Source organism: Paracoccus alkanivorans (genome assembly GCF_003697785.1).
GTDB classification, from domain to species: Bacteria; Pseudomonadota; Alphaproteobacteria; order Rhodobacterales; family Rhodobacteraceae; genus Paracoccus; species Paracoccus alkanivorans.
Genome location: NZ_QOKZ01000006.1, coordinates 1 through 16,776, shown reverse-complemented (window position 1 = coordinate 16,776; position 16,776 = coordinate 1). Strand labels below are relative to the sequence as shown.

Sequence of the window (16,776 nt, the reverse complement as noted above, 5' to 3'; positions counted from 1 at the left end):
TATCATGTCCCGGCAATATCAGACTCCAGCCATGACCCCGGCCGCCGATGCCAGAACCCCTTCGCAGGAAACCGGCAGGCGCGTGAAATGGCGCGAGAGCGAGATCTATCGATCCTTTCGCAGGCGTCCCGCGACGGTCGCGGCCTCGGTCCTGCTGCTGTTTCTGGTCGTCACGGCCTTCCTGTCGCCACTTTACGTGCCGCAGAACCCCTATGACCCGGCCCAGCTTGATCTGCTGAATGCCGAGATTCCGCCAATCTGGCAGGCGGATGGCCAATGGCCCTTCATCCTGGGCACCGATTCACAGGGGCGCGACGTGCTGTCGGCGATCCTTTACGGCTCGCGCGTGTCGATCGTCATCGGTATCGCTGCGGTGGCGCTGTCGCTGGTCGTCGGGATCACCTTCGGCCTGCTGGCCGGGTTCTACGGGGGGGTTATCGATACGCTGCTGATGCGGCTTGGCGATGTCCTTCTGTCGATCCCGACGATCCTGGTCGCGATCCTCGTCAGCTCGCTGGTCCGGCAGGCACTGCCCGCCTCGCTGCGCGATGTCGGCGCGGCGGGAGTGCTGGTGCTGGCCATCGTGCTGTCGTCATGGGTGCAATATGCCCGCACCGTCCGCGCGCAGGCCTCGGTCGAGCGCGAGAAGGAATATGTCCTTGCCGCCCGCGTGCTGCATGTGCCGGGCCGCCGGATCATGCTGGGCCATATCCTGCCCAACACGCTTACCCCGATCTTTGTCGCCGCGACTCTGAATTTCGGCATGGCGATCCTGACCGAGGCGACGCTGTCCTTCCTGGGTATCGGCATGCCTCCGGGCCAGCCCAGCCTTGGGACGCTGATCCGCCTTGGCAACGATTACCTGTTCTCGGGAAGCTGGTGGATCGTGGTCTTTCCGGTGATGCAGTTGTCGCTTCTGGTCGTGACCGTCAACATGATCGGTGACTGGCTGCGCGATGCGCTCAACCCGAAACTGAGGTAAGACAATGGCCGATCTTCTGATCCGAAATATCCGCCCCATGGGAGGCGAGCCCGCCGATATCCTGATCCGCGACGGAAGAATCGCCGAAATGGGCGTTGGGCTGGAGGCCGAGGGCGTTCCGGTGGAGGAGGGTAGGGGGCATCTGGTCATTCCGGGTCTGGTCGACGCCCATACCCATCTGGACAAGACCACATGGGACATGGACTGGCATGCGAATGACCAGGTAAAAACCCTGCGTGGCCGGATCGATTACGAGCGCGAACAGCGGCTGGAGATCGGCATCGACCCGGCGCGGCAATCGATGCGCCACGCCCTTGGCCTGATCGCCAATGGCGCGACGCTGATCCGCAGCCATGTCGATATCGACACGCGTCACGGCCTGGCGATGTTCGAGGGCGTGGCGGCCACGCGCGAGGCGTTGCGCGATCATGTCGAAATCGAGATCGTGGCTTTTCCGCAATCGGGAATGATGGAACGCAAGGGCACCGTGGAGCTGCTGGACGAGGCGCTGACGCAGGGGGCGGAGGTCGTGGGGGGCATCGATCCCTGCGGCTTCGAGCGGGATCCGAAAGGTGCGCTGGACGCGATCTTCGGGCTTGCGCAGAAACATGGCAAGCCCATCGATATCCACCTGCACGAGCGCGGCGAACTTGGCGCCTTCAGCATGGAATTGATCTTCGAGCGCACCCGCGCGCTCGGCATGCAGGGCAAAGTGGGGATCAGCCACGCATTCGCGCTTGGTGCGCCCGACTGGCTGCGCACGCAGGCCCTGATCGACGAGATCGCCGCGCTGGATATTCCGATCTTCACCACTGGGGCTCCCTCGGCCGAGGTGCCTGCGATCATGCGACTGAAAGAAGCCGGGATCCGCATGGGCGGCGGCTGCGACGGGATCCGCGACACATGGGGGCCGTGGGGGCTGCCCGACATGCTGCACCGCGCCGAGGTGATCGGCATGCGCAACGGGCTGCGCTGCGATTTCGAGCTGGAGCACGCCCTGCATATCTGCTCGGGCGGGGCGGCGCAGGCGATGGGCCGCGACGACTACCGGATCGAGACCGGCGGGGCAGGCGATCTGACCCTGCTGCAGGGGCAGACATTGTCGCATGCGCTGGTGCAGCGCCTGCCACGGCCGCTGGTCGTCAAGGCCGGGCGGGTGACGGCGCGCGACGGGACCGTGATCGGAAAGGACATGCCGTGACGGGCGAGGCAACCGGACTCGGGCAACTGGCGCTTGGCCAGCGGGCGGATGGGCCGCTTCTGCTGAGCGCGCGTTGGGTGATCCATGACAGCCCGCAGGGCCGCCGGCTGATCGAGCATGGCGAGGTTGTTATCACCGACGGGCAGGTCAGTTTCGTCGGGCGCGATTATCCCGGCGAGGTCGCCCGTCGCGTTGATCTGGGCATGAGCCTGATCTCGCCCGGCCTGATCGACCTGGACGCATTGTCGGATCTGGACACCACCATCCTCGGCATCGACCATCAGCCGGGCTGGGCCAAGGGCCGGGTCTGGCCGCGCTCCTATGTCGAGCGTGGCCCATACGAGATGTATTCGCCCGGGGAACTCGCCTTCCAGAAGCGTTTCGCATTCGCGCAATTGCTGCAAAGCGGGATCACCACCGCCGCCCCCATCGCCAGCCTGTTCTATCGGCAATGGGGAGAGAGTGTCGCCGAATTCGATGCCGCCGTGGATGCCGCCGCCGATCTTGGGCTGCGGATCTATCTGAGCCCGGCATACAGGGCGGGCGGCATGGTTCTGGAGGCCCCGGGCGAGATGCGCCCGGTCTTTGACGAGGCGCGGGGCCTGCAGGGGCTGGAGGATGCGGTCGCCTTCATTCGCCGCCATGACGGCAGCCAGGGCGGGCTGGTGCGCGGTTTGCTGGCGCCGGATCGTGTCGAGACCTGCACCGGGGAATTGCTGCGCAGGACATTTGCTGCGGCAGAAGAACTCGATTGCCCGGTTCGCCTGCATATGGCGCAGGGCCAGATGGAACTGGATACCGTCCGCGCCCTGCATGGCTGCACTGCCCCGCATTGGCTGGCGGGGATGGGGCTGCTGGGGCCACGCCTGATCGCTCCGCATGCCACCTGCGCGACAACCGAGGATCTGGCGCTTTATGCAGAAAACGGCGTCAGCATCGTGCATTGCCCGCTGGTTTCGGGGCGTCACGGCGCGATGCTGAACAGCTTTGGAGAGCTGCGCGGCATGGGGATCAATATCGCCATGGGCACGGATACCGCTCCGCCCGACATGCTGCTGAACCTTCTGGTCGGGTTGATCGGGGCGCATGTGAAGGGGCCGCAGCACCAGACCCCGACCCGCGACCTGTGGGATGCCGCCACCATCGGCGGAGGCGATGCGCTCGGGCGTCCTGACCTGGGGCGGCTGCGGGCAGGCGGACCCGCCGATATCGCGGTGTTCGCGCTGGATGACGCGATCATGACCCCCGCCATCGACCCGATCACCACGCTTGTCGCGGGAGGCTCGGGCAAGGTCACCCGCGCGGTCTTTGTCGATGGCCGCCTGTCGATGCGCCGGATTGCCGGGCAGGCCGAGGTGGCGGGGCTGGACCTGCCTGATGCGCAGGCGCGTGCACAGGCGCAGTTCGACGGTCTGGTCGCCAAATATCCCGAACGAAGCTGGCAGCACCCGCCACTGTCGGATCTGTTTCCACCATCCTATCCGCTGGAGTCGTCATGAATGTGCTGGAAGTCCGCGATCTGCGGGTAGAGTTTCCGACCCATCGCGGCGTCCTGACCGCGCTGGACAATGTCAGCCTGTCGATCCGCCCCGGCGAAATCCTGGGCGTCGTAGGAGAATCCGGCGCCGGCAAATCCATGACCGGGTTGGCCGTGCAAGGGTTGCTGGAGCCTCCGGGCCGGATCGCCTCGGGCTCGGTGACGCTGAACGGCAGGCGCATCGACACACTGTCCGACCGCGAGATGACGCGTATCCGGGGCCGCGAGATCGGCGCGATCTTCCAGGACCCGCTGACCTCGCTGAACCCACTATTCACCGTGGGCGCGCAGCTGGTCGAGACCATCCGTCAGCATCTGCCGATGTCGGCATCGGCTGCCCGTGCCCGTGCCGTCGAATTGCTGGCCGAGGTCGGCATCCCCGCGCCCTCGGAACGTGTCGATCATTATCCGCACCAGTTCTCGGGCGGGATGCGGCAGCGCGTGGTGATCGCGCTGGCTCTTGCGGCGCGCCCCAGCCTGATCATCGCCGACGAGCCGACCACGGCACTGGACGTGTCGATCCAGGCGCAGATCACGGCGCTGCTGCGGCGGCTTTGCGCGGAACATGGCTCGGCGGTGATGCTGGTCACCCATGACATGGGCGTCATCGCCGAAACGGCGGACCGGGTGGCGGTGATGTATGCCGGGCGCCTGATCGAGATCGGCGAGGTCGCGCAGGTCACCCGTGACCCGCAGCATCCCTATACGCAGGGGCTGATGGGCTCGATCCCGGCGCTTGGGGCAAGGGTGCCGCGGCTGGAACAGATCGACGGCTCCATGCCCCGGCTTAACGCGATTCCGCCGGGCTGCGCCTTCAATCCGCGCTGCCCGCAGGCCGGGCCCAGATGCCGCCGCGAAAGGCCGGAACTTTTCACGGCAGGGGCCGAGAAGGCGGCCTGCTGGCTATTGGAAGGAGGCACGGCATGAGCGCCGATATCAAGGACAGGGCCGCGGCTCCCGCGCTCAAGGTCCGGGGACTTTGCAAGAGCTTCGATGTCTCGGCCCCGTGGCTGAACCGCGTGATCGAGCGGCGCGAGCGGCAGATCCTGCGTGCCGTGGACGATATCGATTTCGATGTGCCGCGCGGCGGCTGCCTGTCGCTGGTCGGCGAATCCGGCTGCGGGAAATCAACGGTCGCCCGTATCGTCACCGGCCTGCACCGGCCCGAGCGGGGCGAGATGCGCTTTGCGCCGGGAAAGTCGGGCCAGCCGATGACCGCGCAGATGATCTTTCAGGATCCTTACGCGAGCCTGAATGCGCGCTGGAAGGTTTTCGACGTCATCGCCGAACCTCTGCGCGAATTGAAGCTGCGCAGCGGCAAGCAGGCGATCCGCGACCGGGTGAACGAATTGCTGGAAGTCGTCGGGCTTTCCCCGGCGGACGGGGCGAAATACCCGCATGAATTCTCGGGCGGGCAACGGCAGCGGATATCCATCGCGCGGGCATTGGCCTCGGAGCCGGAGTTCCTGGTCTGCGACGAGCCGACATCGGCGCTGGACGTGTCGGTCCAGGCGCAGATCCTGAACCTTATGCGCTCCCTGCAGGACGAGTTGGGGCTGACTTACCTGTTCATCAGCCATGACCTGTCGGTGGTGCGGCACATGTCCGACCGGATCGCGGTCATGTATCTGGGCCGGATCGTCGAGGAGGCGCCGACCGAGGTGCTGTTCGCAAGAACCCGGCATCCCTATACGCAGCTGCTGCTGGACACGATCCCGGATGTCCGCAATCCGCATCGTGACCGCCCCCTGCGCGGCGGCGAGGTGCCAAGCCCGCTGAACCCGCCTTCGGGCTGCAGTTTTCATCCGCGTTGCCCATTTGCCGACGATCGGTGCAAACAGGAAAAACCAGGTCTGATAAGCTGTGATGACGGCGCCGTCGTTGCCTGCCACCGGGTCGAGGAAAGCGGAGGGATTCCGGCCGGGGAGGCGGTGAACGCCTAGAAGGTATATCACCCTTTCCGAACCGATCCGGGGTTCCTGTCCGGACGCATCTGCAAAGCAGATTCAACTCGGGTATATCCGGGCAACCGACGGCATCAGATGACGCGCCCGCACCGTTACTCAGGCGCAGGCGCGTGCTTCGATTAACTTTCCGAGGCAGCTGCCTCAGCAACTTCACCGGCCAGTTTTTCCTTGATCGTCTTGCGCTCAGCGTTAAGCGCGGACAGTTCCTCGCGCAGACGTCCGAGATCCTCTTTTTTCACCCTGATACGCTGGTTCAGTTGGCGAAGGCGCTTTCTGTCTTCATTGGCTGCCATGTTCATGATCCTTTGTTGCTATTGTAAGTCGCCGTGTTGACGACGCCACAAGGTCTACCGCGATCAGGCGAAAGGTCAAATGAAAGCTATGTGACGGGCGCGGCCTTGCTGGTTGGACGGGGCAGGGGAGTTTGATAACCGGTCCGTTTCGGCCAAGAAGGCAATTCGCACAGCGAACGGAACCGGCCAAAGCAGGATTGCGGGTTCTTACCGGTCCGCCGCCGCCTCGATCAGGCGGGATTGCGACAGCTTCAACAGTCCCTTCTGCAACAGGATAAAGACCAGCAGCAGGATTCCGATCACGATCCTGGTCCACCAGCTGGAAAGCGTGCCGTCGAAGACGATATAGGTCTGGATCAGCCCCATGGTCAGCACACCGATCAGCGTGCCGAACATGTAGCCCGCCCCTCCGGTCAGCAGCGTGCCCCCGATCACCACCGCGGCGATGGCGGTCAGTTCGGTGCCCACTGTCGCCAATGAATAGCCCGAGCCGGTATAGATCGAGAAGACGATCCCCGACAGGCCCGCCATGCATCCCGAAAAGGCATAGACGAGGATCGTCGTGCGCCCCTGCCGCACCCCCATCAGCCGCGCGGTGGCCTCTCCTCCGCCAAGCGCGTAGACGCTGGCGCCGAAACGGGTCTTGTGGGCGATGATCATGCCGGCCAGCACGATCAGCAGCATCAGTATGCCGATCAGCCGCAACCGGCCCTTGCCGGGCATCAGCCAATAGGCGTCCTGTATCGTCTCATAGAACGGATGCGTGATCGGGACCGAGTCGATGGACAGCATATAGGCCGCCCCGCGCGCCAGGAACATCCCGGCCAGCGTGACGATGAAGGCGGGCATCGCCAATCGGTGGATCAGGAATCCCATCGCCGCGCCGAAAGCCGTGGTCAACGCCAGGAGCATCGCGAAAACCACCAGCGGATGCAGCGAGCTGTCGCGCAGCAGCACCGCGATGAACACGCCCGAGAAGGCGATGACCGAGCCCACCGACAGGTCGATCCCGCCCGACAGGATCACCAGCGTCATGCCGACCGCGACTATGCCCAGATAGGCATTGTCGGTTAGCAGGTTGCCGATCACACGGGTGGACAGCATCGCCGGGAACTGCAGCCAGCAGATCGCATAGGCCAGCAGGAAGATCACGATGGTGGCGTAAAGCGGCAGGGCGCGGGTATTCATGTCCGGCTCCTTTCGGCCAGCGCTTCACGGCTGGCGCGCTGGCTTTTGCGCCATATGCGCCATTCGGCGGCGATGCGGGGCGATTGCAGCACGAGGATCACCAGAACCAGCGCCGCCTTGATGACGAGATTGTATTCCGAGGGGAACCCGGCCAGCAGGATCCCTGTGTCGATGGTCTGGATGATCAGCGCTCCCAAAAGCGCCGCGAGGATCGAAAACCGCCCTCCCAGCAGGGAATTACCGCCGATCACCACCGCGAGGATCGCGTCCAGTTCCAGCCACAAACCGGAATTATTGGCATCCGCCCCGCGAATATCGGCGGTCACGACGATCCCGGCCAGTGCCGCGCATAGTCCCGATGCCACGTAAACCGCTATCAGCAGCACGGTCGCGTTGACACCAGCCAGGGCACTGGCCCGCCGGTTGATGCCCGTGGCCTCGATCAGCATGCCAAGAGCGCTGCGTCGCATCAGCAGCGCCACGCCCGCCCCGGTCAGCAGCCATAGCCATGCCGGAACCGGCAGGCCAAGAATCGTGCCCGATCCGAAGAAGGCAAAGCCCGGATGGTTGAAGGTCAGAATACGCCCTTCGGTGATCAGCTGGGCGATGCCACGCCCCATGGTCATCAGGATCAGCGTGGCAACGAAAGGCTGGATCCCGACCACCGCGACCAGCAAACCGTTCCACAATCCCGCTATCCCGCCTGCCGCGAGCGCAAGCAACAGCGCCGGCGCGAGTCCCCAGCCAGAGGCGATGGCCCATGCCGCCACCGCACCGCAGATCGCCATGGTGGTGCCGACCGACAGATCTATGCCGCGCGTGGCGATCACCAGCGTCATGCCCACTGCCAGCAGGGCCACCGGCGCGCCGCGTTTCAGCACGTCGACCACCGGCCCGACAAGGCGGCCATCATTGAAGGAAATATCGAGAAAGCCGGGATAGACCAGCGTTACCAGCAGCACCAGTGCAGCAAGCGCAATCAGTTGTGGAGCGATCCGTTTCAGCAGCATCGGGCGGTCTCCCCATCCCCGGTGCCATCCCTGGCGATGGCCCGCATGATGGCATCGGGGGCAACCCTCTCGCCCCTCAGCTCGGCGACATGGCGGCGGTCGCGCAGAACGATGACCCGATCGGACACGGCCACCAGTTCCTCTATCTCGGAGCTGATGACCAGCACCGACATGCCCGCGCCGGTCAGGTCGTGTATCAGCCGCAGGATCTCGGCATGCGCGCCTACATCGATGCCGCGCGTCGGCTCGTCCAGGATCAGGAACCGCGGGTTCATTGCCAGCCAGCGAGCCAGAACGACCTTTTGCTGATTGCCGCCGGACAGATCTCCGACCGGTTTTTCACGTCCCGAAGTGCGAATATCGAGGCGCCTGATATAATCCTCGGCCAGCCGGTTCTGCTCGGCCCGGGGGATGGGCCGGGCCCATCCGCGCTGCGCCTGCAGGCCAAGGACGATATTCTCGCGGATGGACAGATCGGCAACGATACCGTCGGTCTTGCGATCCTCGGGAGCAAAGCCGAACCCTGCTGCAATGGCGGCGCGTGGGCTTTTCAGGTCCAGTGCGCCCTTTTCATCGCGCGCAGAGCCGGTCTGGGCGGGGCGAACACCGAAGATCAGCTCCGCGCTTTCGGTGCGGCCCGAGCCCAACAGTCCGGCGAGGCCCACGACCTCACCCTGCCCGATGGTCAGATCGAAAGGCTCGATCACCCCATGGCGGCCGACACCCTCGAAATGCAGCAAGTCCGGATGGGTCGCTGCGGCCTTTCCGGCACCTTGCTGCTCGACCTCCTCCTCCAGCGCGCGGCCCAGCATATGCTCGATCAGGCTCATACGGTCCAGATCAGCGGTACGCTCGGTCACGATCTTGCGGCCGTTGCGCAGTACGGTGACACGGTCGGTCAGCTCGAACACCTGATCGAGGAAATGCGACACGAAAACGATCCCCAGCCCACGCTCGCGCAATCCGCGCACGACATCGAAAACCATCTCGACCTCGCGGGCATCGAGGCTGGCGGTGGGTTCGTCCAGGATCAGCACCTTGCCCGACAAGGCAACCGCGCGGGCGATGGCGATGATCTGCTGGATAGCGACGGAATAATTGCCGAGGTCGCGGTCGACATCGAGTTCCAGCCCGTATTGGCGCAGCATCTCGCGCGCCTCGGCCCGCATGGCGCGGGTATTGATCAGGCCGAAACGGCGCGGCTCGCGCCCGAACATCAGGTTCTGCGCCACGGTCAGATTGGGCAGCAGGTTCACTTCCTGGTAGACCGTTCCGATGCCCAGTTCCTGCGCCTCGACGGTAGAGCGGGGGGCGATCTCCGCCCCGTCCAGCGCCACCGTCCCGCCATCGCGGTGATATGCGCCGGTCAGGCATTTGATCAGCGTCGATTTGCCCGCGCCATTCTCGCCCAGCAGCGCATGGACTTCGCCCGTGGCCAGGTCGAAATCAACCCCGTCGAGCGCAAGCGTGCCTGGAAATGTCTTGGTCAGCGAGCGAATGGAGAGCAGCATGATGTCTTTCCCTGCCGGAATGGCCGGGCCGCGACAGGCGCGGTCCGGCCATTGCCATCAATAACCCAGCCCCTTGCGGGTCTCGTATTCGCCCATCGGATCGTCGTCCTGCGTGAACAGCCTGGATTCGGTCTGGATGAATTTCTCGGGCGCGGTGCCGTCGGCCCAATAAGCCTCCAGCGCGTCAAATGCCGGACCCGCCATGTTGGGCGTCAACTCGACGGTGGCATTGGCCTCGCCATCCGCCATGGCCTTGAAGATATCCGGCACACCGTCGATCGACACGATCAGGATATCCTTGCCCGGCGCCAGCCCTGCCTCTCTGATCGCCTGGATGGCGCCCACCGCCATATCGTCGTTATGGGCGTAAAGCGCGCAGATATCCTTGCCGCCATTCTCGGCTTGCAGAAAGCTCTCCATCACCTCCTTGCCCTGGGCGCGGGTGAAATCGCCGGTCTGGCTGCGGACGATCTCCATATTGTCATGGCCCGCGATGACATTCTCGAAACCGGTCTTGCGGTCGATGGCCGGGGTCGATCCTGTCGTTCCCTGCAACTCGACGATACGGCATTCCTGGTCGCCAACCGCGTTCACCAACCATTCCCCGGCGACTTCGCCCTCGTGAACAAGGTTCGAACCCACGGCGGTCAGATACAGTTCATCAGAGCTGTCCACCTGCCGGTCCAACAGGACCACCGGGATCTCGGCCTCCTGCGCCTCTTCCAGAACCGAGTCCCAGCCCGTGGCCACGACCGGAGCCAACAGGATCGCGTCAATGCCCTGCGCGATAAAGGATCTGATCGCGGCGATCTGGTTCTCTTGCTTTTGCTGCGCATCCGAGAAGCGCAGATCGATGCCGCGCTCTTCGGCCTGCTGCTTGGTCAGCGCGGTTTCCGCTGCCCGCCAGCCCGATTCCGAACCGATCTGGGCGAACCCCACCGTTTCTCCTTCGGCCATCGCCGCCGTCGTCGAAATCATCAGCGCAGCGGTCGTTCCTAGTAAAGTCCTGGTCTTCATCTTTCCCTCCCTCCAGGTTTTGAAATTCTCGCGAAACCGTTTCCTTCAGCCCCGTTGCTTTTCCGGAGGCAACGTCTCGGGCAGGCCGGTTTTCCGTGTCTTGATCCCCGTGATCGCATCGGTGCGGTTCACCGGATCGACGGTTCCGGAACTGAAATCATACGCCGGACAATGCACGGGCACCGAGGGGAAACAGTGCTCCGCCCCGATCCATTCGCCTGCGATCAAACGCTCGCCATGCGGTGCAAAGCTCATCGCGTTTCCTTCTGAAAATAAGCTTATCCGCCGGATTCCGATCACCCGACGGGACAATGTTGCGGATCTCGCATGTCCGGCAAAACTCCCGCCGTCCCCTGCGGCAGGCAAAACGCTTGTTGCGGTTCTAAAAGACTGCCGCCAAGATGCCGTTCCCGATGACGACAGTTACGACCTTCATCCTCCCCTCCCTCGTCAGCGGCAACGGCTTTGCGCTCTGCGTCCGCATGATCGCCGGTCCCCAACAACTCCTGCAAGATCTAGCAATCCGTTCGCATATTAGTAAAATTACAGTTTGCGTAACTTGCATATCAAAACTGATATGCTGAAACCTCTCATCAATGCGATCAGGATGGATCTGTTACATGCGCTGCCGGCATCCCGGCTGCCGGTCGCGCCTTGGGATATGTCGCGTCCGACCGGTGGGGTCTATTGCTCCCGGTCCACAGGCTGATAAGTTTTCCGCAGAAGGACCGCCATATTGCGGCCAAAGAACGAGGCAAAAAATGGCGGATACCGACGATCGGCCCGACGATGTGGATTTCTCGGAAATCGTGGTACAAAAGATGGTGGCTGAACAGCGCCAGCAGCTTTGGAGGCAGCGGGCGCAGGCCGCTCCTCAGACCGAAATCACCGAGGATAATTTCGAGCTTCATGAGGCGGCCCTCATCTTCAATCACCTGCGCAAGCGGATCGAGCAATTCGAGGCGGAGCTGGGCGAGGACGAGGAGATCGGCCTGCAACTGGCCAATTTCGGCCTTGCGGCACAGCTGCATATCCGCGCGATATCCTATCAGAATCCCAATCTGATCGAGTTCCACGGGTTGGATCCAAAGGGTAACAAGATCACCCTGATCCAGCATATCGATCAGCTGAATTTCATGCTGGTCGCGGTCAGGCCGATCAAGCAGGAGCCCTACCGGATTGGTTTCCTAGAAGATATCGACGACAACCCCGAGACGTAAAAACGGAACTGGCCGGCACAGCCTGAAATGGCGCTGGTCCCGAGGTTGTTTTTGGAGCCATCAACGGCCGCCTGGACAGGCTCGAAATAGCATTGGACCTGCTGCTGATGCCTCAGCCTGATGTGCGGCCTGATCCTGCCGACGAAGATGCACAGGCCGCAATTGAAGAAAGCCGATGACATGGAAAGCACAGGGCTGGAATATGAGCCAGACAGGCCGTGGATCAACGCAGCCATCAGAACAGTTGATGATCGTGAGCTATATCGAACGTTTCACCTGATGCCCGGTCAGGATACCGAATGGATCGAGGCAAACCGCGCAATGATCGAGATCGCTATACAGGCAACCATCGGTTCCGATGACCTGCGGGGTGTTTTGATCGCGGATAAATGGGTTGATGCAATCGAAGCCGCAAGATGACAAAAGGCCGGGGCGCGTCCTCCCCGGTCTCTCAATCCCAAGCGCCCGCGACAGGGAACATAAGGAATATCTCAGTGGCCAATGTATCCGGAGAGGCCACACGCCACAATAGCAGCCTTCGGTTTGCCGCAGACCAGATCGTCAGAACGTTCATCCGGGAAACGTTTGGCCGTGGCTTGGTCGAGGTGCCGCAGCAATCGCAATTGCGCTTGTAATCGAACGGGACAGGCTAACCCATCCCGTTGGTTTCACGCAATGTCGTTAGAGGCCCTGTGCGACTTCACGAACCCCGTTTGTGTATCGGGTGTACACTAGGTCTCCCGATTCGTCGGCACCTGTTATTTCGACAAGTATCTCGTTGTTTTCTGTGCGCTCTACCGTCATCCCACCTGCGCTATGCAGGTTACCGCCCGCGCAGGTAGCAGTGAAAGCAACCAAGCCATCCGCACTTGCCTGTTCACCATAACCGGACAAGCTGCTGCCCTTACATTCAAGGGCGAGAACCTCTTTCACCTCATTGGATGAAAAGCCAGAAGCATTGTACTTGCCCGTCAGCTTATTGTCGTCGAGATCGACCCTAAAGCTGTTCGGATTATTGGATGCTGAAGTGCCGCAGGCTGCAAGCAACGCGATGACTGGAATGCTTATGACAGTTTTCAGTTTCATTATGTTTCCCTCGTTTGTGCCCATGCAATCTTTTATCTATATTCAAGCTTCTAGGGCGAGCTGAAATGCCACCCCACAGTAGCCATGCTATAAATATGTGTTCAAGTCGCTTTTCGCGAAATGTGCTGAAAGCGACCTAGCTGCTCGATTGGGTCATCAGTAAAGCTGCCTGAAGAAGTCTCCACGTTACCTCCACTGTAAACATGTGATCGTCCCGCGCAATGCGGGGGCTTATGCTTTCATCGTTGCCGGGACCGTCCGATAGGTCGAATCAGCGCAGAGCGGGCTACGCACCCGGTTTCGGCACAGCCACCTATGCGAAATACCATGCCGCCCAAAGCATGATCGCTACCATCGCGAGAACGATAGTCCCACCAATGCCCTCGCCTGGCAGGCCAAAAATCGCGAAATCGATAGCTCTAACCAACCACCGCATTGCCTGCTTAATTATGCTCATTGCCTAAACCGTTCTTTCGCAGCCTGACTCTCGCGTTGCCATCTCTACCCCAAGACAATCACGAGGACTGCGCAGCCAAAGAAAAATGGTAGGAAAAGCAGTATCGAAGTTAAAGCGTTTCCAGCAAAAGTGGATACCGGTTTTGCGTCCGGAAATGCGTAAAAAAACTTACATCGCTGGGGTGTTTCAACGAAAAACCGAAACGATGTAGGTCATATCTGTAGTGCCAGGCAACCAGATAAGCATCCAATCCTTTGACGTTCGGCTTTCGATTTTTGAACATCCATACGCAGAAGGTATTGAAACATATGGCATAAATCAACGAAATTAAAGCTTCGAGCCAATCATGCTCAATCATGCCGACCTTACCCGTTCCGAAATCGGCTGGACCTTGTGTGGAGCCCATCCTGCCACTCAAGTCCCCCTTGAAAGCATCCGGTGCAACCTTCAGGTTGAAGGTGGTCCATAGGACCGACCTCCCTGTTGGACCTGCCCGCGCTATAAATTTGGCGCGGGCTTTTTTATGCGGTCAACGACGTCAATCAAATGGCCCGACGGGCCCTCTCCACACAGCATTTATTGGCAGGCTAAACGCATAACTGTCTTTATTCATTTTCCCTGGCGCCGATGGAAGCGGGGAAGCTTCGCGGATACGCCTGATCACTTCATGATCATATTTTTTCCTTGAGCTGTCGAACACCGCCACATCCAGCACTTCGCCATTCGGCCGCAGTTTAACTCCGACAACCGCTTTATACGAGTTAACGTCATTGGTGTTGTGCTTTGTTTTATCTTGTTCTGACAGCACGTCACGGAGTGATGCACGGATTTTTAAGCCCCATGACTTCAGGTCAGACGATGTATCTGCACCGGCAGCAACGCCAATCAGAGTAAACGCCAAGACTGCAACCAATTTTCTCATACCCATCACCGTTGTAGAGAAATAGCGAAAGCTATTTCATTCGCCCCTGACAATAACCCTCCTCTGACGCTCCGCAAGAAATATACAGATCATCTCATGCCGTGAAGGCGTCGGGCCCAACTGACCGAACAGGTCAGGTCGCAGGCGGACGAGAACTCCGGTCACTGGACCATCACCGAAATTCGTGCGCTTGCATGTCCAATTTACCATTGCAGCCTCAACACAGATTCGCCGAGGATCAATGTTCCCTCTTTGTTTGCGAAGAATCGATGCCGAGACCTGCCACGTCGCTGTGATCGTTCCGGTGATAGCTGGGGCAGGCAGCATGACCGCCCGTTGCAACCTCAGGCCTAGCCCGCTTTTAGATCGGAGCAGGTAGGTTCATCATTTCAGGCATTTTTCACATGGGCGGATGCTATGAAGGATATCCACCTGGATTCCATATTAACTGCACGATATTATTTGTTAAAATAGCCGAAATGGCGGGCCGCAACCGATAATGATGATCACTACGTTTACGCTATAGCCCTCCATCCCTCTCCTAAATAGAGCCGCAGGTAAACGATTGATATTGATCGAAGAAGAACGGCGATCATGCTAGTTGGCATAACTATTGCTCAGCATCAGGGCTGTCCGACATGGTGAAACAAGCCAATCAGTCCTTCCGCGAACGGATCAAGTTTGGCAGCGCGCTCCTTTGCCCAACTCAGCCATTGAGATGTTGTTTTCTCGCCGATACTTTGATCGCCATCGGAAGCAAGTCTTGCCTCCAGTTCCAAGATAAAGGCGTCGATAACCTGCTTTTCGCGCCAGTGTCAACGGCGGAGTAAAACCCGGCCACGCGGCGGCGCAAAAGTCTGCCAGTTGGCGGCACAAGCACGAAACGTCGGGAGGGCGTAGCCCGACCAGAGTTCCGTGCTTGTGCCGTTGGCATTTTTTGAAAGGGGTCAGCCGGCCTTTCGGGCGCGGCTTTGGACCAGACGATAGCTCTGGCCATTCATTTCGAGAATGCTGACGTGGTGGGTCAGCCTGTCGAGAAGTGCGCCGGTGAGGCGTTCGGAGCCGAATGTCTCGGTCCATTCGTCAAAAGGCAAATTGCTGGTGATCAGGGTCGATCCACGCTCGTAGCGTTGCGAGATCAGCTCGAACAGGAGCTCGGCGCCGGTTTTCGACAAGGGCACGAAGCCGAGTTCGTCGATGATGAGAAGCTTGTCTCCGGCCATCTGCTTCTGAAGGCGGAGCAAACGGCGCTCATCACGGGCTTCCATCATCTCACTGACCAGGGCTGCGGCGGTGGTGAAGCCGACGGAAAGACCCTTCTGGCAGGCGGCCAACCCGATGCCGAGGGCAACATGGGTTTTCCCAGTGCCCGATGGTCCGAGGGCGATGACGTTTTCACGCCTGCCGATCCATTCGCAGCGTGCCAGTTCCAGCACCTGCATCTTGTTGAGCTTGGGAATGGCGGCGAAGTCGAAGCTGTCCAAGCTTTTGACCGCTGGGAATTTGGCGGCCTTGATGCGCCGCTCGACCATCCGCCTTTCCCGGTCGATGAGTTCCAGTTCGACCAGCCGGGCCAGATAGCGGACATGGTCCACGCCTTCCGCCGCACATTGCTGGGCCAGCTTCTGATGCTCGCGCAGGAACGTGGGCAGCTTGAGTGCCTTGAGATGATGGGCGAGCAGGATTTCCGGAGCGTCGCTCATGCCATATCTCCCGCCAGCAGCCGCATATAGGAACGCGCCTCGGTCTTCTCGACCGTTGCCTTGGGCAGATAGGGATAACAGTCCAGGTCCAGCCTGGGCGGTCGGCGTTCCACCCGGCACAACAGGAGATGCTTCACAGCGTCGAAGCCGATTGCACCCATGTGGAGCGCCTGCTTCACGGCGACCTGGAGATCGGCCAGATCGAAGGTTTCCAGCAGCCGTAAAACCTGGACGTATTCGCGGCGGCCATGCCGGTTCATGCGGGCCTCCATCAGCCGGCGCAGTGTCGCGAACTCTTCGGGAAGGTCCCAGCCCTGAAGCGGCGCTGCCTGCTCAAGCGCATTGATCTTCTGTTCCAGCAGCGGCAGGTAATGGATCGGGTCGAAGACGATCTCGTCACGATCCCAGCACCGGGGATGGCGGGCGATCACTTCCCCACGGCAACCGATGACCACCGTGTCGACATAGGCCCGGATCCAGACATCCTGATGTCCGAAGGCGACCGGCACCGAGTAGTCATTAGTCTTGTAGCGCACCAGAGATTGGGACGAGACTCGCCCATTGTCCTGATCACAGGCCTCGAAAGGCGCGGCCGGGAATGGGCGCATCGCTGCCAGATCGTGTTGCAACCGCGCGCCGATGGTATCGCTTTCGCCGCGCAGAACATCGAGCTGGCGACGCT

The 16,776-nt window shown here is 61.1% G+C and carries 17 protein-coding genes; 7 read left to right on the top strand and 10 right to left on the bottom strand.

The window, feature by feature from the left end; genetic code table 11:
• Nucleotides 1-4 precede the first annotated feature (4 nt).
• Genes C9E81_RS15065 through C9E81_RS15045 form a run of 5 tightly spaced genes read left to right on the top strand, consistent with a single transcriptional unit; the run spans nt 5 to nt 5,663 of the window.
• Nucleotides 5-982 (top strand): ABC transporter permease, encoded by a 978-nt coding sequence (locus tag C9E81_RS15065; protein WP_166461936.1) that lies wholly within the window; start codon nt 5-7, stop codon nt 980-982.
• A gap of 4 nt (nt 983-986) precedes the next feature.
• Entirely contained in the window at nt 987-2,183 is a 1,197-nt protein-coding gene (locus tag C9E81_RS15060; protein ID WP_122113192.1) for an amidohydrolase family protein, read from the top strand.
• Nucleotides 2,180-3,682 (top strand): amidohydrolase family protein, encoded by a 1,503-nt coding sequence (locus C9E81_RS15055; RefSeq protein ID WP_122113191.1) that lies wholly within the window; start codon nt 2,180-2,182, stop codon nt 3,680-3,682. The genes C9E81_RS15060 and C9E81_RS15055 overlap by 4 nt, the downstream gene beginning before the upstream one ends.
• On the top strand, nt 3,679-4,647 hold the full coding sequence (locus tag C9E81_RS15050) for an ABC transporter ATP-binding protein (RefSeq protein ID WP_122113190.1): 969 nt from the start codon (nt 3,679-3,681) through the stop codon (nt 4,645-4,647). The genes C9E81_RS15055 and C9E81_RS15050 overlap by 4 nt, the downstream gene beginning before the upstream one ends.
• Nucleotides 4,644-5,663, top strand: a complete 1,020-nt coding sequence (locus C9E81_RS15045; protein ID WP_122113189.1) for an ABC transporter ATP-binding protein — start codon at nt 4,644-4,646, stop codon at nt 5,661-5,663. Before C9E81_RS15050 ends, C9E81_RS15045 begins: the two co-directional genes overlap by 4 nt.
• A gap of 143 nt (nt 5,664-5,806) precedes the next feature.
• On the opposite strand, the gene C9E81_RS22935 is transcribed toward C9E81_RS15045, so the two are convergent.
• The 6 genes from C9E81_RS22935 to C9E81_RS15020 form a co-directional block, all read right to left on the bottom strand.
• Nucleotides 5,807-5,980, bottom strand: coding sequence for a hypothetical protein (locus C9E81_RS22935; protein WP_166461935.1), 174 nt, complete (start codon nt 5,978-5,980; stop codon nt 5,807-5,809).
• Nucleotides 5,981-6,187: 207 nt separating this feature from the next.
• A complete protein-coding gene (gene yjfF / locus C9E81_RS15040) occupies nt 6,188-7,168 on the bottom strand; it encodes a galactofuranose ABC transporter, permease protein YjfF (RefSeq protein ID WP_122113188.1) in 981 nt (326 codons plus the stop codon).
• A complete protein-coding gene (locus C9E81_RS15035; protein ID WP_122113187.1) occupies nt 7,165-8,178 on the bottom strand; it encodes an ABC transporter permease in 1,014 nt (337 codons plus the stop codon). The genes yjfF and C9E81_RS15035 overlap by 4 nt, the downstream gene beginning before the upstream one ends.
• The gene (locus tag C9E81_RS15030) at nt 8,169-9,689 is read right to left on the bottom strand and encodes a sugar ABC transporter ATP-binding protein (protein ID WP_122113186.1); all 1,521 of its coding nucleotides are present in this window, start codon (nt 9,687-9,689) and stop codon (nt 8,169-8,171) included. The genes C9E81_RS15035 and C9E81_RS15030 overlap by 10 nt, the downstream gene beginning before the upstream one ends.
• A 57-nt stretch (nt 9,690-9,746) precedes the next feature.
• Nucleotides 9,747-10,706 (bottom strand): galactofuranose ABC transporter, galactofuranose-binding protein YtfQ, encoded by a 960-nt coding sequence (gene ytfQ / locus C9E81_RS15025; protein WP_122113185.1) that lies wholly within the window; start codon nt 10,704-10,706, stop codon nt 9,747-9,749.
• 45 nt (nt 10,707-10,751) lie between these two features.
• Entirely contained in the window at nt 10,752-10,961 is a 210-nt protein-coding gene (locus C9E81_RS15020) for a hypothetical protein (RefSeq protein WP_122113184.1), read from the bottom strand.
• Nucleotides 10,962-11,467: 506 nt separating this feature from the next.
• Here C9E81_RS15020 and C9E81_RS15015 point away from each other — a divergent pair.
• Together C9E81_RS15015 and C9E81_RS15010 are read left to right on the top strand one after the other, a co-directional pair.
• A complete protein-coding gene (locus C9E81_RS15015) occupies nt 11,468-11,926 on the top strand; it encodes a DUF6173 family protein (protein WP_122113183.1) in 459 nt (152 codons plus the stop codon).
• 120 nt (nt 11,927-12,046) lie between these two features.
• Nucleotides 12,047-12,346 carry a hypothetical protein gene (locus C9E81_RS15010; RefSeq protein WP_122113182.1) on the top strand — a complete coding sequence of 100 codons (300 nt, stop codon included), beginning with the start codon at nt 12,047-12,049 and terminating at the stop codon, nt 12,344-12,346.
• Between the two features lie 261 nt (nt 12,347-12,607).
• Here the strand turns inward: C9E81_RS15010 and C9E81_RS15005 are convergent, their stop codons facing one another.
• From C9E81_RS15005 to C9E81_RS14985, 4 genes are all read right to left on the bottom strand, one after another.
• A complete protein-coding gene (locus C9E81_RS15005) occupies nt 12,608-13,012 on the bottom strand; it encodes a hypothetical protein (RefSeq protein WP_122113181.1) in 405 nt (134 codons plus the stop codon).
• 995 nt (nt 13,013-14,007) lie between these two features.
• Nucleotides 14,008-14,391: a TonB C-terminal domain-containing protein gene (locus tag C9E81_RS14995; protein ID WP_166461934.1), complete on the bottom strand. Its 384-nt coding sequence runs from the start codon at nt 14,389-14,391 to the stop codon at nt 14,008-14,010.
• A gap of 947 nt (nt 14,392-15,338) precedes the next feature.
• Entirely contained in the window at nt 15,339-16,094 is a 756-nt protein-coding gene (istB, locus tag C9E81_RS14990) for an IS21-like element helper ATPase IstB (RefSeq protein ID WP_122113178.1), read from the bottom strand.
• Nucleotides 16,091-16,776 (bottom strand): Mu transposase domain-containing protein (locus C9E81_RS14985; protein WP_425010651.1); only part of this gene is annotated, 686 nt, incomplete at its 5' end. The genes istB and C9E81_RS14985, both read right to left, overlap by 4 nt.

Excerpts from the sequence above, each read along its gene's own strand:
- C9E81_RS15065 (WP_166461936.1), top strand. The coding sequence starts at position 5 with ATGTCCCGGCAATATCAGACTCCAGCCATGACCCCGGCCGCCGATGCC.
- C9E81_RS15060 (WP_122113192.1), top strand. The coding sequence starts at position 987 with ATGGCCGATCTTCTGATCCGAAATATCCGCCCCATGGGAGGCGAGCCC.
- C9E81_RS15050 (WP_122113190.1), top strand. The coding sequence starts at position 3,679 with ATGAATGTGCTGGAAGTCCGCGATCTGCGGGTAGAGTTTCCGACCCAT.
- C9E81_RS15045 (WP_122113189.1), top strand. The coding sequence starts at position 4,644 with ATGAGCGCCGATATCAAGGACAGGGCCGCGGCTCCCGCGCTCAAGGTC.
- C9E81_RS22935 (WP_166461935.1), bottom strand. The coding sequence starts at position 5,980 with ATGGCAGCCAATGAAGACAGAAAGCGCCTTCGCCAACTGAACCAGCGT.
- yjfF (WP_122113188.1), bottom strand. The coding sequence starts at position 7,168 with ATGAATACCCGCGCCCTGCCGCTTTACGCCACCATCGTGATCTTCCTG.
- C9E81_RS15035 (WP_122113187.1), bottom strand. The coding sequence starts at position 8,178 with ATGCTGCTGAAACGGATCGCTCCACAACTGATTGCGCTTGCTGCACTG.
- C9E81_RS15030 (WP_122113186.1), bottom strand. The coding sequence starts at position 9,689 with ATGCTGCTCTCCATTCGCTCGCTGACCAAGACATTTCCAGGCACGCTT.
- ytfQ (WP_122113185.1), bottom strand. The coding sequence starts at position 10,706 with ATGAAGACCAGGACTTTACTAGGAACGACCGCTGCGCTGATGATTTCG.
- C9E81_RS15020 (WP_122113184.1), bottom strand. The coding sequence starts at position 10,961 with ATGAGCTTTGCACCGCATGGCGAGCGTTTGATCGCAGGCGAATGGATC.
- C9E81_RS15015 (WP_122113183.1), top strand. The coding sequence starts at position 11,468 with ATGGCGGATACCGACGATCGGCCCGACGATGTGGATTTCTCGGAAATC.
- C9E81_RS15010 (WP_122113182.1), top strand. The coding sequence starts at position 12,047 with ATGTGCGGCCTGATCCTGCCGACGAAGATGCACAGGCCGCAATTGAAG.
- C9E81_RS15005 (WP_122113181.1), bottom strand. The coding sequence starts at position 13,012 with ATGAAACTGAAAACTGTCATAAGCATTCCAGTCATCGCGTTGCTTGCA.
- C9E81_RS14995 (WP_166461934.1), bottom strand. The coding sequence starts at position 14,391 with ATGAGAAAATTGGTTGCAGTCTTGGCGTTTACTCTGATTGGCGTTGCT.
- istB (WP_122113178.1), bottom strand. The coding sequence starts at position 16,094 with ATGAGCGACGCTCCGGAAATCCTGCTCGCCCATCATCTCAAGGCACTC.